This window comes from Shigella sp. FC1661, from assembly GCF_001712525.1.
Lineage (GTDB): Bacteria > Pseudomonadota > Gammaproteobacteria > Enterobacterales > Enterobacteriaceae > Escherichia > Escherichia coli.
In genome coordinates this window covers 23,437-38,461 of record NZ_MDGW01000044.1, presented here as the reverse complement: position 1 = coordinate 38,461, position 15,025 = coordinate 23,437, and the positions used below count along the sequence as shown (strand labels likewise).

General features: G+C 52.4%; 14 protein-coding genes and 1 pseudogene. 3 read left to right on the top strand and 12 right to left on the bottom strand.

All coding sequences use genetic code 11. The annotated features are described in order from the left end of the window. A partial coding sequence (locus BFF42_RS03645; RefSeq protein WP_129927876.1) for an IS1 family transposase occupies window positions 1-66 on the bottom strand: 66 nt, incomplete at its 3' end. A 56-nt stretch (window positions 67-122) separates the two neighbouring features. Between BFF42_RS03645 and BFF42_RS03640 the strand changes: the two are divergent. Together BFF42_RS03640 and BFF42_RS03635 are read left to right on the top strand one after the other, a co-directional pair. Continuing rightward, a pseudogene (locus BFF42_RS03640) lies at window positions 123-437 on the top strand (glycine zipper 2TM domain-containing protein); the annotation flags it as partial. Between the two features lie 15 nt (window positions 438-452). Then, window positions 453-992 (top strand): DUF5384 family protein, encoded by a 540-nt coding sequence (locus tag BFF42_RS03635; RefSeq protein WP_000755182.1) that lies wholly within the window; start codon window positions 453-455, stop codon window positions 990-992. A gap of 94 nt (window positions 993-1,086) precedes the next feature. Here the strand turns inward: BFF42_RS03635 and guaA are convergent, their stop codons facing one another. Next, window positions 1,087-2,664, bottom strand: a complete 1,578-nt coding sequence (guaA, locus tag BFF42_RS03630; RefSeq protein ID WP_000138275.1) for a glutamine-hydrolyzing GMP synthase — start codon at window positions 2,662-2,664, stop codon at window positions 1,087-1,089. 68 nt (window positions 2,665-2,732) lie between these two features. Beyond that, window positions 2,733-4,199 carry an IMP dehydrogenase gene (guaB, locus tag BFF42_RS03625; RefSeq protein ID WP_001299507.1) on the bottom strand — a complete coding sequence of 489 codons (1,467 nt, stop codon included), beginning with the start codon at window positions 4,197-4,199 and terminating at the stop codon, window positions 2,733-2,735. A 161-nt stretch (window positions 4,200-4,360) separates the two neighbouring features. On the opposite strand from guaB, the gene xseA reads away from it, so the two are divergent. Further along, window positions 4,361-5,731, top strand: a complete 1,371-nt coding sequence (gene xseA, locus BFF42_RS03620; RefSeq protein WP_000937933.1) for an exodeoxyribonuclease VII large subunit — start codon at window positions 4,361-4,363, stop codon at window positions 5,729-5,731. On the opposite strand, the gene BFF42_RS03615 is transcribed toward xseA, so the two are convergent. The 9 genes from BFF42_RS03615 to ndk form a co-directional block, all read right to left on the bottom strand. Continuing rightward, on the bottom strand, window positions 5,728-5,943 hold the full coding sequence (locus BFF42_RS03615; RefSeq protein WP_001297332.1) for a zinc ribbon domain-containing protein: 216 nt from the start codon (window positions 5,941-5,943) through the stop codon (window positions 5,728-5,730). The two genes, xseA and BFF42_RS03615, sit on opposite strands and share 4 nt — an antisense overlap. 68 nt (window positions 5,944-6,011) lie before the next feature. Continuing rightward, a complete protein-coding gene (der, locus tag BFF42_RS03610; protein WP_001383696.1) occupies window positions 6,012-7,484 on the bottom strand; it encodes a ribosome biogenesis GTPase Der in 1,473 nt (490 codons plus the stop codon). A 117-nt stretch (window positions 7,485-7,601) separates the two neighbouring features. Beyond that, complete coding sequence (gene bamB / locus BFF42_RS03605) at window positions 7,602-8,780, bottom strand: outer membrane protein assembly factor BamB (protein WP_001177038.1); 1,179 nt, start codon at window positions 8,778-8,780, stop codon at window positions 7,602-7,604. Between the two features lie 10 nt (window positions 8,781-8,790). Continuing rightward, entirely contained in the window at window positions 8,791-9,411 is a 621-nt protein-coding gene (gene yfgM, locus BFF42_RS03600; RefSeq protein WP_000409205.1) for an ancillary SecYEG translocon subunit YfgM, read from the bottom strand. 17 nt (window positions 9,412-9,428) lie between these two features. Next, window positions 9,429-10,703: a histidine--tRNA ligase gene (gene hisS / locus BFF42_RS03595; RefSeq protein ID WP_001107159.1), complete on the bottom strand. Its 1,275-nt coding sequence runs from the start codon at window positions 10,701-10,703 to the stop codon at window positions 9,429-9,431. Window positions 10,704-10,813: 110 nt separating this feature from the next. After that, on the bottom strand, window positions 10,814-11,932 hold the full coding sequence (gene ispG, locus BFF42_RS03590) for a flavodoxin-dependent (E)-4-hydroxy-3-methylbut-2-enyl-diphosphate synthase (protein ID WP_000551824.1): 1,119 nt from the start codon (window positions 11,930-11,932) through the stop codon (window positions 10,814-10,816). Window positions 11,933-11,958: 26 nt separating this feature from the next. Continuing rightward, window positions 11,959-12,972: a cytoskeleton protein RodZ gene (gene rodZ, locus BFF42_RS03585; protein WP_001090844.1), complete on the bottom strand. Its 1,014-nt coding sequence runs from the start codon at window positions 12,970-12,972 to the stop codon at window positions 11,959-11,961. 283 nt (window positions 12,973-13,255) lie between these two features. After that, window positions 13,256-14,410, bottom strand: coding sequence for a bifunctional tRNA (adenosine(37)-C2)-methyltransferase TrmG/ribosomal RNA large subunit methyltransferase RlmN (locus BFF42_RS03580; protein WP_000003317.1), 1,155 nt, complete (start codon window positions 14,408-14,410; stop codon window positions 13,256-13,258). A 149-nt stretch (window positions 14,411-14,559) separates the two neighbouring features. Then, window positions 14,560-14,991, bottom strand: a complete 432-nt coding sequence (gene ndk, locus BFF42_RS03575) for a nucleoside-diphosphate kinase (RefSeq protein ID WP_000963837.1) — start codon at window positions 14,989-14,991, stop codon at window positions 14,560-14,562. Window positions 14,992-15,025 lie beyond the last annotated feature (34 nt).

Below are 15,025 nucleotides of genomic sequence, written 5' to 3'. Positions count from 1 at the left end.
TTTGCCGTTACGCACCACGCCTTCAGTAGCGGAGCAGGAAGGACATCTGATGGAAATGGAAGCCACGCAAGCACCTTAAAATCACCATCATACACTAAATCAGTAAGTTGGCAGCATTACCCGCACAAGCCTTCGGCGCGCTTATTGGCGCAGTCGCTGGCGGTGTTATCGGCCACAACGTCGGTTCTGGCAGCAATTCCGGAACGACGGCAGGGGCAGTTGGCGGCGGAGCTGTAGCCGCGGCAGCGGGTTCTATGGTGAATGATAAAACCTTAGTGGAAGGTGTTTCTTTAACATATAAGGAAGGCACCAAAGTGTATACCTCTACACAGGTGGGTAAAGAGTGCCAGTTTACGACAGGTTTAGCCGTTGTTATTACCACAACGTATAACGAAACGCGTATTCAGCCAAATACTAAATGTCCTGAAAAGAGCTAATAATCAGGAGGAGTCATGAAGAAAGTTTTTCTTTGCGCCATCTTGGCCTCCTTAAGCTATCCGGCTATCGCCTCATCATTGCAGGATCAACTCTCTGCTGTAGCAGAAGCGGAACAGCAAGGTAAAAATGAAGAGCAAAGGCAGCATGACGAATGGGTCGCGGAGCGCAACAGGGAAATCCAGCAAGAGAAGCAACGTCGCGCAAATGCCCAGGTCGCCGCTAACAAAAGAGCGGCAACGGCAGCAGCAAATAAGAAAGCTCGTCAGGATAAACTGGACGCCGAAGCCTCTGCGGACAAAAAACGCGATCAAAGTTATGAAGATGAGCTACGCAGCTTAGAGATTCAGAAACAAAAACTGGCGCTGGCAAAAGAAGAAGCCCGCGTTAAGCGAGAAAACGAATTTATCGATCAGGAACTGAAGCACAAAGCTGCGCAAACCGATTTGGTGCAATCTGAAGCTGACGCCAACAGAAATATGACTGAAGGCGGTCGCGATCTGATGAAAAGCGTGGGCAAAGCAGAAGAGAACAAATCGGACAGCTGGTTTAATTAATCGATGTTAGTAACTTCAAGCCTATGATTCTTGAAGATAAAAAACCCTCTGTAGTAACAGAGGGTTTTGTTCATTCATAGTGCAGGGATTAAAATCATTCCCACTCAATGGTAGCTGGCGGCTTGCCGCTGATGTCATACACCACGCGGGAAATACCGTTCACTTCATTGATAATGCGGTTGGAAACGCGACCGAGGAAATCGTACGGCAGATGCGCCCAGTGTGCGGTCATAAAGTCGATGGTTTCGACAGCACGCAGAGAGACAACCCAGTCATACTTACGACCATCGCCCATTACGCCAACGGAACGTACCGGCAGGAACACAGTGAACGCCTGGCTGACTTTGTTGTACAGGTCCGCTTTACGCAGTTCTTCAATGAAGATGGCGTCAGCACGGCGCAGCAGGTCACAGTACTCTTTCTTCACTTCACCCAGCACACGAACGCCAAGGCCTGGTCCCGGGAACGGGTGACGGTACAGCATGTCGTACGGCAGGCCCAGCTCCAGACCAATCTTACGCACTTCGTCTTTGAACAGCTCTTTCAGCGGTTCAACCAGGCCCATCTTCATCTCTTTCGGCAGGCCGCCCACGTTGTGGTGAGATTTGATGACGTGTGCTTTACCGGTTGCAGAAGCCGCAGATTCGATAACGTCAGGGTAGATGGTGCCCTGCGCCAGCCACTTCACGTCTTCCAGTTTCAGCGCTTCTTCATCGAACACTTCAACGAAAACGCGCCCGATGATTTTACGTTTTGCTTCCGGATCGTTTTCGCCAGCCAGCGCTGACAGGAAGCGATCTTCTGCCGGTACGTGAACAATGTTCAGACCAAAGTGATCGCCAAACATATCCAGAACCTGCTCTGCTTCGTTGAGACGCAGCAGGCCGTTGTCGACGAATACGCAAGTCAGGTTTTTACCGATAGCGCGGTGCAGCAGCATTGCGGTTACGGAGGAATCCACACCACCAGAGAGGCCGAGGATGACTTTATCGTCGCCTACCTGCTCGCGGATGCGAGCTACAGCATCGTCGATAATTTTCGCTGGCGTCCACAGGGCTTCACACTGGCAGATATCACGCACAAAACGCTCCAGCATGTGCATACCCTGGCGGGTGTGAGTCACTTCCGGGTGGAACTGTACGCCATAGAAGCGTTTTTCTTCGTTAGCCATAATGGCAAACGGGCAGCTTTCGGTGCTGGCTACGGTGACGAAGTCGGACGGGATAGCGGTAACTTTATCGCCGTGGCTCATCCAGACATCGAGCAGCGGTTTACCGTCTGCGGTCAGCGCATCTTCGATACCGCGAACCAGTGCGCTGTCGTTTACGACTTCAACCTGCGCGTAGCCAAATTCACGTTCGTTAGAGGCTTCAACGTGACCGCCCAACTGCATTGCCATGGTCTGCATGCCATAGCAAACGCCGAATACCGGTACGCCTGCTTCAAAGACATACTGCGGCGCACGCGGACTGTTTTCTTCAGTAGTACTTTCCGGGCCGCCGGAAAGAATAATGCCGCTTGGATTGAAGTCACGAATTTGTGCTTCTGTCACATCCCACGCCCACAGTTCGCAGTAAACACCCAGCTCACGCACGCGGCGCGCAACCAGTTGAGTGTACTGAGAACCGAAGTCCAGAATGAGGATGCGATGCTTATGAATGTTTTCCGTCATTGACGCTTATTCCGAGGCAAGTGAAACAGATAATATAAATCGCCCGACATGAAGTCGGGCGAAGAGAATCAGGAGCCCAGACGGTAGTTCGGGGACTCTTTAGTAATGGTCACGTCGTGAACGTGGCTTTCCTGAATGCCCGCACCGCTGATACGTACAAACTCCGCTTTAGTACGCAGTTCGTCGATAGTACCACAGCCGGTCAGGCCCATACAGGAGCGCAGGCCGCCCATCTGCTGGTGAATGATCTCTTTCAGGCGACCTTTATAGGCTACGCGACCTTCGATACCTTCCGGCACCAGTTTGTCGGCAGCGTTGTCACTCTGGAAGTAACGGTCAGAAGAACCTTTGGACATCGCACCCAGAGAGCCCATACCACGGTAAGATTTGTAAGAACGGCCCTGGTAGAGTTCAATTTCACCCGGAGATTCTTCAGTACCCGCCAGCATGGAACCCACCATTACCGCGCTTGCGCCAGCGGCGATAGCTTTGGCGATGTCGCCGGAGAAGCGAATACCACCATCTGCGATAACCGGAATACCTGTGCCTTCCAGCGCTTCAACTGCGTCAGCAACGGCAGTGATCTGCGGAACACCTACGCCAGTAACGATACGAGTCGTACAGATAGAACCAGGGCCGATACCGACTTTAACCGCGCTGCAACCAGCTTCTGCCAAAGCGCGTGCACCTGCAGCTGTTGCCACGTTGCCGCCGATGATTTGCAGATCCGGATATTTAGCACGGGTTTCACGGATACGCTGCAAAACGCCTTCTGAGTGGCCGTGGGAGGAGTCGATCAGCAGAACGTCAACGCCAGCGGCAACCAGCGCGTCAACACGCTCTTCGTTACCCGCACCTGCGCCAACTGCAGCACCAACACGCAGACGGCCTTGCTCGTCTTTACAGGCGTTCGGTTTACGTTCCGCTTTCTGGAAGTCTTTCACGGTGATCATGCCGATCAGGTGGAATTCGTCATCAACCACCAGCGCTTTTTCAACGCGTTTTTCGTGCATTTTTGCCAGCACCACTTCACGGGCTTCACCTTCACGCACGGTGACCAGACGCTCTTTCGGCGTCATGTAAACGCTAACCGGCTGGTTCAGGTCGGTAACAAAACGCACGTCACGACCGGTGATAATACCCACCAGTTCGTTTTCTTCGGTAACAACCGGATAGCCCGCAAAACCGTTACGCTCGGTCAGTTCTTTCACTTCGCGCAGCGTCGTGGTTGGCAGAACAGTCTGCGGATCAGTCACCACACCAGATTCGTGTTTTTTCACACGGCGAACTTCTTCTGCCTGGCGTTCAATGGACATGTTTTTGTGGATAAAGCCGATACCGCCTTCCTGAGCCAGAGCAATAGCCAGGCGCGCTTCCGTTACGGTATCCATTGCTGCGGAAAGCATAGGGATATTCAGACGAATAGTTTTCGTCAGCTGGGTGCTGAGGTCAGCAGTATTCGGCAGAACGGTAGAATGAGCAGGAACGAGGAGAACGTCGTCAAACGTCAGAGCTTCTTTAGCGATACGTAGCATGGGCAATATCTCGACCAGAGTGGTTAATAAATATTGCCGCGGCATTATACAGAGCGTAACCGATTGCATCTACCCCTTTTTGCAAAAAATGCTTGCTATCCCCGAAGGGCGGGTTACTATCGACTGAATAACCTGCTGATTTAGAATTTGATCTCGCTCACATGTTACCTTCTCAATCCCCTGCAATTTTTACCGTTAGTCGCCTGAATCAAACGGTTCGTCTGCTGCTTGAGCATGAGATGGGACAGGTTTGGATCAGCGGCGAAATCTCTAATTTCACACAACCGGCTTCCGGTCACTGGTACTTTACACTCAAAGACGACACCGCCCAGGTACGCTGCGCGATGTTCCGCAACAGCAACCGCCGGGTGACCTTCCGTCCACAGCATGGACAACAAGTTTTAGTTCGCGCCAATATTACGCTCTACGAGCCGCGCGGTGACTACCAGATAATCGTTGAGAGTATGCAGCCGGCCGGTGAAGGGCTGCTGCAACAGAAGTACGAACAGCTCAAAGCGAAGTTGCAGGCTGAAGGTTTGTTCGATCAGCAATACAAAAAACCACTTCCCTCCCCTGCGCATTGCGTTGGTGTGATCACCTCAAAAACCGGTGCTGCGCTACATGATATTTTGCATGTGTTAAAACGTCGCGATCCTTCTCTACCGGTGATCATCTACCCCACCGCCGTTCAGGGCGATGACGCACCGGGGCAAATTGTTCGCGCCATTGAACTGGCGAATCAGCGCAATGAGTGCGACGTGTTGATCGTTGGGCGCGGCGGCGGTTCGCTGGAAGATTTATGGAGTTTTAACGACGAACGCGTAGCGCGGGCGATTTTTGCCAGCCGCATTCCGGTCGTCAGCGCCGTCGGGCATGAGACGGATGTGACCATTGCCGATTTTGTTGCCGATCTGCGTGCGCCAACGCCGTCTGCCGCCGCTGAAGTAGTGAGCCGTAATCAGCAAGAGTTACTGCGCCAGGTGCAATCGACCCGTCAACGGCTGGAGATGGCGATGGATTATTATCTCGCCAACCGCACGCGTCGCTTTACGCAGATCCATCACCGATTACAGCAACAGCATCCGCAGCTCCGGCTGGCACGCCAGCAAACCATGCTTGAGCGCCTGCAAAAGCGGATGAGCTTTGCGCTGGAAAATCAACTTAAGCGTACCGGGCAACAGCAGCAGCGGTTAACACAGCGGCTGAATCAGCAAAATCCACAGCCGAAGATTCATCGCGCGCAAACGCGCATTCAGCAACTGGAATATCGTTTAGCAGAAACCCTGCGCGTACAGCTTAGCGCCACGCGTGAACGTTTCGGTAATGCAGTAACGCACCTCGAAGCCGTAAGCCCACTGTCAACGCTGGCGCGTGGATACAGCGTTACTACTGCTACTGACGGCAATGTACTGAAAAAAGTGAAGCAAGTTAAAGCGGGTGAAATGCTAACCACACGTCTGGAAGACGGCTGGATAGAAAGTGAAGTTAAAAACATCCAGCCAGTAAAAAAATCGCGTAAAAAGGTGCATTAAGCCAGCACGAATTCAACGCGTTTTTTCGATATCAAGCCATGCCCGTGCTGACAGAAGTAATCTACTGCACCGCAGGCTTTTAACACCTGCAACGGTTGATGGCAGTCTGGACAAAGAGCTTTCATTTCAATAATTTCCCCGCAGGATGGGCAACGCGCATGGCCGTTATCCTGATCAAGCACATGCTGACATTGTGGACAATGCAGTTCCATATGAATTCCTCCGGTAGCCATCCCTCTACATTCATAGAGGGAATGGCAGATAAAATACTTACGGATAATTATTTATTTTTCTTGATGTGCTTCATCAGACGCTTACGTTTACGCATCTGGGTTGGCGTCAGGGTGTTACGCTTGTTCGCATACGGGTTTTCCCCTTCTTTGAACTGAATACGAATCGGCGATCCCATTACGTCCAGCGATTTGCGGAAGTAGTTCATCAAGTAGCGCTTGTAGGAATCAGGCAGGTCTTTCACCTGATTACCGTGAATCACCACAATCGGCGGGTTATAACCACCAGCGTGGGCATATTTCAGCTTCACACGACGACCGCGTACCAGCGGCGGTTGGTGATCTTCAACAGCCATCGTCATGATGCGCGTCAGCATAGAGGTCCCCACACGACGGGTGGAGCTGTCATACGCTTCACGTACTGATTCAAACAAGTTACCAACACCACTGCCGTGCAAGGCAGAGATAAAGTGCACACGAGCAAAATCGATAAAGCCCAGACGGAAGTCCAGCGTTTCTTTCACCTGCTCTTTCACTTCCTGGCTCAGGCCATCCCACTTATTCACCACAATGACAAGTGAGCGCCCACTATTGAGAATAAAGCCCAGCAGCGAGAGATCCTGATCGGAAATACCTTCGCGCGCATCAATCACTAACATCACCACGTTGGCATCTTCAATGGCCTGCAACGTTTTGATTACGGAGAATTTCTCTACAGCATCGGTGATTTTGCCGCGTTTACGTACGCCAGCGGTGTCAATGAGCACATACTCACGTCCATCGCGTTCCATTGGAATGTAGATACTGTCACGCGTCGTGCCAGGCATGTCATAAACAACAACGCGCTCTTCACCAAGAATACGGTTAGTGAGTGTAGACTTACCTACGTTCGGACGACCCACAATCGCCAGTTTGATCGGCAGACTTTGCGGGTCGAAGTCGTCTTCCTCTTCTTCTTCGCCGTTCTCTTCCGCTTCAAATTGCGCCCAGTATTCAGCGTCTTCGTCGACTTCCTCTTGCGGTGCGAGATCTTCCATCCACGGCAGCAGCACATGCTCCAGCAGACTTAATACGCCACGACCGTGAGACGCGGCGATCGGGTAGATTTCACCTAAGCCAAGCGAGTAGAAATCAACCACTGCCTGATCGGGATCCAGACCGTCAATTTTGTTTGCCACCAGGAAGGTCGGTTTTTCACGGGAGCGCAGATGTTTGGCAATCGCTTCATCTGCCGGCATCAGGCCCGCGCGCGCATCCACCATAAACAGTACGACGTCCGCTTCTTCAATCGCCAGCAGCGACTGTTCCGCCATGCGGGTTTCTACACCGTCTTCTGTGCCATCAATCCCGCCGGTATCAATACAGATAAACTCACGGCCTTCAATTTCCGCACGACCGTACTTACGGTCACGAGTCAGACCCGGGAAATCCGCAACCAGCGCATCTCGGGTGCGAGTTAGACGGTTAAATAACGTGGATTTTCCTACGTTAGGGCGCCCGACAAGCGCGACCACAGGTACCATGTTTAAAGCCTCATTTTTATAAATCATCAGACAACGCACGCTATATTCGCGTCGTTGTTAAAAACAGGAAAACGGCCCCTGTCCAGGAGCCGTTTTCAAAGTGAACGACAGAGACGATTAACGTGTAATAGAGTACACGGTTCCGTCTTTTGCCTGGATCAGCAGTTTGCCGTCAGCGGCAACCGGTTCAGTCTGGAAACCGGAACTATCAACTTTTTGCTGGGCAACGAAACGACCATCTTCGACATTAATCCAGTGCAGATAACCTTCACTGTCACCGACCACCAGGTTGCCATCATACAGCACCGGAGAAGTCAGCAGGCGATGCAACAGATCGCTTTGTGTCCACAGCGTAACGCCGCCATCAATGGTCAACGCCATCACCCGGTCATTTTGATCGACCAGATAGATGCGATTGCCGTCGACGATGAAATCATTCACCGAACCCAGTTCGCGTTTCCACATAATCTGACCACTGCGCAGATCAAGCGCCGTCAGGTTACCATTATAGGCCAGCGCGAAAACAACGCCGTTAACAACGACGGGAGTCGTGTCAACATCGCTTAGACGGTCAATTTCGGTAGAACCGGTCGCCTGGGAAATACGCTGCTGCCAAATCATCTGGCCCTGTTCCATCAGCACTGCGCTGACGCGACCATTATCGCCCCCCACGACGGCCGCACCAAAAGCCGTTGCCGGCGCAGACTCGCCACGCAAAGAGAGCGAAGGCATATCGAGGTTAACTGTCCATTTGACAGCGCCGTCAGCTTCGTTCAGCGCTTGTAACTGACCGTTACTGGTGTGGATTAACACCAGACCGTCGCTGACCACCGGGCGCGAAAGTGCTTCACCCGCGACTTTAGTTTGCCATGCCACAGTACCATCGCTGGTATTCAGCGCGTAAACCTGCGCCTTTTCGCTGCCAATGTAGACATGCCCACCAAACACGGTCACACCGCCAGAAAGTAATGCAGGCTCTTTAGAGAACCAGCCATCTTTCTCGGCCAGGCTGACAGACCAGATTTCTTTGCCATCATCCGCATTCAGCGCTTTTACCAAACCAGCGCGGTCCGCTGCATAGACAACGTTGTCCGCCAGTGCCGGATGAAGATTGGAATAGAAGTTGCCAATGCCGCTACCAACAGAAGTACTCCACGCCGTGGTCGGCGTAAACTGGTTTTCAACGGTTGGCAATGGGGACATCTTTACCACATCTTCTTCGCTGTTAAACAGCGAACAGCCGCTTAAAAGGGTAACGGAAAGCAGTCCTGGCAGCAGTAATTTACGCAATTGCATCGGGTCCCTCTCAGATGGACAAATTATTAATTTTCATCTGCATCATTTCGCTCAGTGCCGGAGTAACATCGCTTTTCACGCCTGCTTCCCATGCACTACGCGCACCTTGCTTATCACCTTTGCTCAGCAATGCTTCACCACGCAGGTCGGCAACAATGGCAGCCCACCCTTCACCTTTGATGGTATCAAGGGTTTTCAGCGCGGCATCAGCCTGCTTGAGCTGTACCTGAACGCGAGCAAGACGCAGATTTATCACGGCTTTGAGATTTTCATCGCTCGTGTCTGCCAGCCCCTGTTGTAACTGGGCGGCAGCTTTCTCTAGTTCATTTTTGTCAACAAATTGCTGCGCAAGTTCCAAAGAAGCCAGCGCACCATAAGTATTTTTATTTTCAGCAGCAAATTTTTCCGCCGCCGGGATGCTATCCGGTTTGCCTTCGCTCACTGCGGTAACCGCATTTTGATAGGCAAGAGAAGCGGAGCGTGCAGAATCAACCTGATGGCTGTTCCAGTAGCGCCAGCCAATCAGTGCGCCAACGCCCAAAATCACCCCAACAGCCAGTGCTTTGCCATTTTCAGCAAAAAAGCGTTTAACCGCTTCTACCTGGTCGTTTTCGTTCTCGTAAATTTCCACGCTGTCCTTCTCCTTCCTTAACCCAGTAACGTGCGCAAATGCGCGGCTACGCTATCCTGCGCAACTGCCGTTTGCTCACCAGAGCGCAAATCCTTCACTACTGCTGTGCCGTTAGTCACTTCAGACTCACCCAGCACCACAGCAACGCGGGCACCCCATTTATCAGCACGGGCAAACTGTTTCTTAAAGTTGCCGCCGCCGTGGTTGGTCATCAATTTCACGCCCTGTAATTCATCACGCAGACGCTCAGCTAATGCCATAGCCGCAGATTGTGTATCAGCACCTGAAGCCACCAAGTATATATCGACAATAGGATCGGCTTTAAATTCCGGATTAACGGCCTGTACTAACAATACAAGACGTTCGAGGCCCATCGCAAAACCGACAGCCGGTGTTGCACGACCGCCCAGTTGTTCCACAAGACCGTCATAACGACCGCCTGCACACACGGTGCCCTGGGAGCCGAGACTGTTAGTCACCCACTCGAAAACGGTACGGTTATAGTAATCCAGACCACGCACCAGACGCTGGTTTACGGTGTAAGCGATCCCCGCGCTCTCAAGCAGTTTGCACAGACCGGCAAAATGCTCACGAGATTCCTCGTCCAGATAATCACCTAATGCCGGAGCGTCGTTGAGAAGCGCCTGCACTTCCGGATTTTTTGAATCCAGCACGCGCAGCGGGTTAGTGTACATGCGGCGTTTGCAGTCTTCGTCCAGCTTTTCTTTATGCTGCTCAAGGAATGCCACCAGCGCATCGCGGTAATTGGCGCGTGCTTCCAGCGAACCGATAGAATTCAGCTCAAGAGTTACGTGTTCGGAAATACCCAGCGCGCGCCACCAGCGGGCGGTGAGCATAATCAGTTCAGCGTCGATATCCGGACCTTGCAGACCGAAAACTTCGCAGCCCAACTGATGGAACTGACGATAACGCCCTTTCTGCGGACGCTCGTGACGGAACATCGGCCCGATATACCACAGACGCTGTTCCTGATTGTACAGAAGACCATGCTCGATGCCGGCGCGTACACAGCCCGCCGTCCCTTCAGGGCGCAGAGTCAGGCTGTCGCCATTGCGATCCTCAAAGGTGTACATCTCTTTTTCAACCACGTCGGTGACTTCACCAATCGCACGTTTGAATAGCGGGGTCTGCTCTACAATCGGCAAGCGGATTTCACTGTAACCGTAGCTGCCGAGCACGTTTTTCAGTGTGCCTTCAATGCGCTGCCAGATGGCCGTTTCGCCAGGCAGGTAATCGTTCATGCCGCGAATGGCTTGAATGTTTTTTGCCACGTTTATTCTCTTTCTGAATATAAAAATGAACCCTCAACGCTTCCCTCAATGTTTGGGGAGCCATGCGGGTTCAATCATACACGGGAAGCGAGGCGCTTCCCATCACGTTATTATTTTTCAACCTGCTGAACGTCAATTCGACGCGCTTCATCCAGCTGACTGGCTTTCGCACGAATGCGTGCTTCCAGCTGGTCGATCATATCGTTGTTGTCCAGACGGTCTTTGCGCACGCCATCTTCATAGAGGCCGCTTTTCTTGTTGCCGCCGGTGACGCCGAGTGTAGAAACCAGCGCCTCACCTGGGCCATTCACCACGCAGCCGATAATCGAAACGTCCATCGGAGTGATGATATCTTCCAGGCGTTGCTCCAGCGCGTTAACCGTACCGATAACATCAAATTCCTGACGCGAACAGGTCGGGCAGGCGATGAAGTTGATCCCTCGCGAACGGATACGCAGCGATTTCAAAATATCGAAACCGACTTTGATCTCTTCGACCGGATCGGCCGCCAGCGATACGCGCAGCGTGTCGCCGATGCCTTCAGACAGCAGCAGACCTAAACCAATGGCGGATTTTACTGCCCCGCTGCGTGCACCACCGGCTTCGGTGATCCCCAGATGCAGCGGCTGATCGATCTGTTTTGCCAGCAAACGATAAGACTCAACAGCGAGGAAGACGTCAGACGCTTTCACGCTGACTTTGAACTGAGCGAAGTTCAGGCGATCGAGATGATCAACATGACGCATGGCGGATTCCAGCAACGCCTGCGGCGTCGGTTCGCCATACTTTTCTTGCAGATCTTTTTCCAGCGATCCGGCGTTAACGCCAATACGGATCGGAATGTTTTTATCGCGCGCACAGTCAACCACCATGCGAATACGCTCTTCATTACCGATATTGCCAGGGTTAATACGCAGACAATCGACGCCGTATTCCGCTACTTTCAGCGCAATGCGATAGTCGAAGTGGATGTCAGCCACCAGCGGCACGTTAACCCGCTGTTTGATGAGTTTGAACGCTTCTGCCTCGTCCATCGTCGGTACGGAGACACGGACGATATCAGCGCCAACGCGTTCCAGCGCCTTGATTTGATTGACCGTTGCTTCGACATCTGTCGTACGCGTATTGGTCATGGACTGTACGGCGATGGGAGCACCATCGCCAATCGGCACATTCCCAACGTAAATACGTGTTGATTTTCTACGTTGAATTGGAGCCTGGTTATGCATGAAAAATCTCCCGCGTTACCCGTCTGTTACTGCGCCGGTGATTGTTCGGCATTGAGGGTCAGACGCGCAACCTGGTTAGTTCTGATAAAACGACTCAGATCGACAGGTTTCCCTTGATACTGGATCTGTACTGCGGCTGGCGCACCAATTTTCAGTTTGTACGGTGCCTGGCCGGTTAAGTTCAAATTACCGTCTTTACGCTGCATACCGCTAAACAATTTTTTACCGGTAGCATCAGTGACCTCCAGCCAGCAATCGGCAGTAAAGTTCATCACCAGCGCATTCGGATCAGCCACCGGCGTGGTCACGCCAGCCTGATCGGTTGGCAACGGCGCAGCACCATCTGGCGTTGTTGCTGCCGTTGGTGCCGGGGTCGCGGCGGTATCAACATTTGCCTGCGAAGGCGAAACAACCGCATTCTGTTGCGGATCAACAGCTGGTGCTGGCGCAGTTACGGCAGGTGTTTGCGTGTTGGTTGCGGTAGTATCCACAGACGCTGGCGGCGTGGACGTTGTAGCCGGGTCTGTAGTTGTCGACGTATTTAACGGAACACTCTGCCCCTGCTCGCTATTACTGCTCAGTTCCGCCGAAGATTGATCGGCCATAGTGGTGATCTCTTCCTGCTGAGCTTTGTGGTCTTGCCACCACCAGGCACCGCTCAGGCCGATAACCACAAACAGCACCAGCCAGGTGAAGGTCATCAGCCAGCCGTCACGTTTTTTGCGGCGTTTACCGAGGGAAAAACTCTGCATCGGCGCAACTTTCGCAGCCCGTAGTGGAGCCTGCTTTTCCAGCCCTGGCAGCAGTTCTTCTTCTGGAATATGTACCAGACGCGCATAAGAGCGGATATATCCGCGCAGGAATGTTGAAGCAAGATCGGCGGGTGCCTTATCTTCTTCAATGTCGCGTACCGTGGAAACCTTCAGGCAAAGTCGCTCGGCAACGGCCTGCTGACTAAGTCCTAGTTGTTCGCGAGCATTACGCAGGCGAGCGCCGGTAGTAAGTGCTTCATTTTGGTCGTGCGTGGCTTCAGTATTCATTCGCTGCAGGTACGTTTAAATGAGAATTGAGATGCCGGTGAACCATCATGCTCACCCACACCGCGAAACATCCGTTAAGTTAACCGTTATCATACAGTATAAGACCGTCTGTGTGCTCGTGACAAAGCCCACATTCACTAAGGCTAACTTACTGTTGCATCGTTACATACTGCCTTAAAGTCAGCAAAAACGCACCGTTAATATTGACCAGACAATTGCAACTTAATACTTCATTCATAAAAGATTACGCACGGTACATAAAGTAACCGTGGCGTAATGGCTATCAGACTGCTTTAATGTCGATGGCTTCACCCTGCATCCGTTTACGCAGGGTACGTTTCGTACGGTCGATAACATCGCCCGCCAACTGACCACAGGCAGCATCGATATCATCACCACGAGTTTTACGCACAATAGTGGTGAAACCGTAGCTCATCAGCACTTTTGAGAAACGGTCGATACGGCTGTTCGAACTGCGTCCATACGGCGCGCCCGGGAACGGGTTCCACGGGATCAGGTTGATCTTACACGGCGTATCTTTCAGCAGCTCCGCCAGTTGGTGCGCGTGTTCAGTGCCGTCGTTAACGTGGTCAAGCATCACGTATTCAATAGTGACTCGGCCCTGATTGGCGTTGGATTTCTCCAGATAACGGCGCACCGCAGCAAGGAACGTTTCGATATTGTACTTTTTGTTGATCGGCACAATTTCGTCACGAATTTCGTCGTTCGGCGCGTGCAGGGAAATTGCCAGTGCAACGTCGATCATATCGCCCAGTTTATCCAGCGCCGGAACTACACCGGAAGTAGAAAGCGTGACGCGACGTTTAGACAGGCCAAAACCGAAATCATCAAGCATGATTTCCATCGCCGGAACGACGTTGTTCAGGTTGAGCAGCGGCTCGCCCATGCCCATCATCACTACGTTAGTGATTGGGCGCTGACCGGTGACTTTTGCTGCGCCGACGATTTTCGCCGCACGCCACACCTGGCCGATAATTTCCGACACCCGCAGGTTGCGGTTAAAGCCCTGCTGGGCGGTGGAACAGAATTTACACTCCAGCGCACACCCCACCTGCGAAGAGACGCAGAGCGTGGCACGGTCGTCTTCCGGGATATACACCGTTTCGACGCGCTGATCGCCAACGGCGATCGCCCATTTAATGGTGCCGTCGGATGAACGCTGTTCTTCAACCACTTCCGGTGCGCGGATTTCCGCCACCTCTTTCAGTTTGCCGCGCAACACTTTGTTGATGTCGGTCATCTCATCAAAGTTGTCGCAGCAATAGTGATACATCCACTTCATCACCTGATCGGCGCGGAAGGGTTTTTCACCTAAATCTTTAAAAAACTCCCGCATCTGCTGACGGTTGAGATCCAGCAGGTTGATTTTTCCATCTTTCGTGGTGACGTTTTCAGGTGTGACTAATTGTTCAGACATATGCTATTCCGGCCTCGTTATTACACGTTATGGCCCCTGGAGGGTTGAAAAAAGAAACGCCCCGGTGAGCGGCTGCTCGTCCGGGGGCGCTGCATTGTACAAATTCTGGCGCACGGATGCCACGTTTGCACGCGGCATTTACGAAATTATTAACGGGTGCGCGGGCACACTTCGCCTTCGCCAAAGAAATAAGCGATTTCGCGAGCGGCAGATTCGACGGAATCAGAACCGTGGGTACCGTTTTCGGTCAGGCTGTCAGCGTAATCAGCGCGCAGAGTACCAGCCAGTGCGTTTGCCGGATTGGTCGCGCCCAGCAGATCGCGGTGACGCTGAACGGCGTTTTCACCTTCCAGCACGGAAACCACGATCGGGCCAGAGGTCATGAATTCAACCAGACCATCAAAGAACGGTTTTCCATCGTGTTCAGCATAAAAGCCACGTGCCTGTTCAACGGTCAGGTGCAGCATTTTGGTGCCGACAATTTTGAACCCTGCAGCTTCAAAGCGCGCAAAGATATTACCAATGACGTTTTTTGCTACCGCGTTCGGTTTGATGATGGAAAAAGTACGTTCAATAGCCATTTTTACCTCTGTAAATTGTTCTGTTGTTGTCTGT

Bases quoted from the DNA above. Each gene is read 5' to 3' on its own strand.
- BFF42_RS03635 (WP_000755182.1), top strand. From the start codon at position 453: ATGAAGAAAGTTTTTCTTTGCGCCATCTTGGCCTCCTTAAGCTATCCG.
- guaA (WP_000138275.1), bottom strand. From the start codon at position 2,664: ATGACGGAAAACATTCATAAGCATCGCATCCTCATTCTGGACTTCGGT.
- guaB (WP_001299507.1), bottom strand. From the start codon at position 4,199: ATGCTACGTATCGCTAAAGAAGCTCTGACGTTTGACGACGTTCTCCTC.
- xseA (WP_000937933.1), top strand. From the start codon at position 4,361: ATGTTACCTTCTCAATCCCCTGCAATTTTTACCGTTAGTCGCCTGAAT.
- BFF42_RS03615 (WP_001297332.1), bottom strand. From the start codon at position 5,943: ATGGAACTGCATTGTCCACAATGTCAGCATGTGCTTGATCAGGATAAC.
- der (WP_001383696.1), bottom strand. From the start codon at position 7,484: ATGGTACCTGTGGTCGCGCTTGTCGGGCGCCCTAACGTAGGAAAATCC.
- bamB (WP_001177038.1), bottom strand. From the start codon at position 8,780: ATGCAATTGCGTAAATTACTGCTGCCAGGACTGCTTTCCGTTACCCTT.
- ispG (WP_000551824.1), bottom strand. From the start codon at position 11,932: ATGCATAACCAGGCTCCAATTCAACGTAGAAAATCAACACGTATTTAC.
- rodZ (WP_001090844.1), bottom strand. From the start codon at position 12,972: ATGAATACTGAAGCCACGCACGACCAAAATGAAGCACTTACTACCGGC.
- BFF42_RS03580 (WP_000003317.1), bottom strand. From the start codon at position 14,410: ATGTCTGAACAATTAGTCACACCTGAAAACGTCACCACGAAAGATGGA.
- ndk (WP_000963837.1), bottom strand. From the start codon at position 14,991: ATGGCTATTGAACGTACTTTTTCCATCATCAAACCGAACGCGGTAGCA.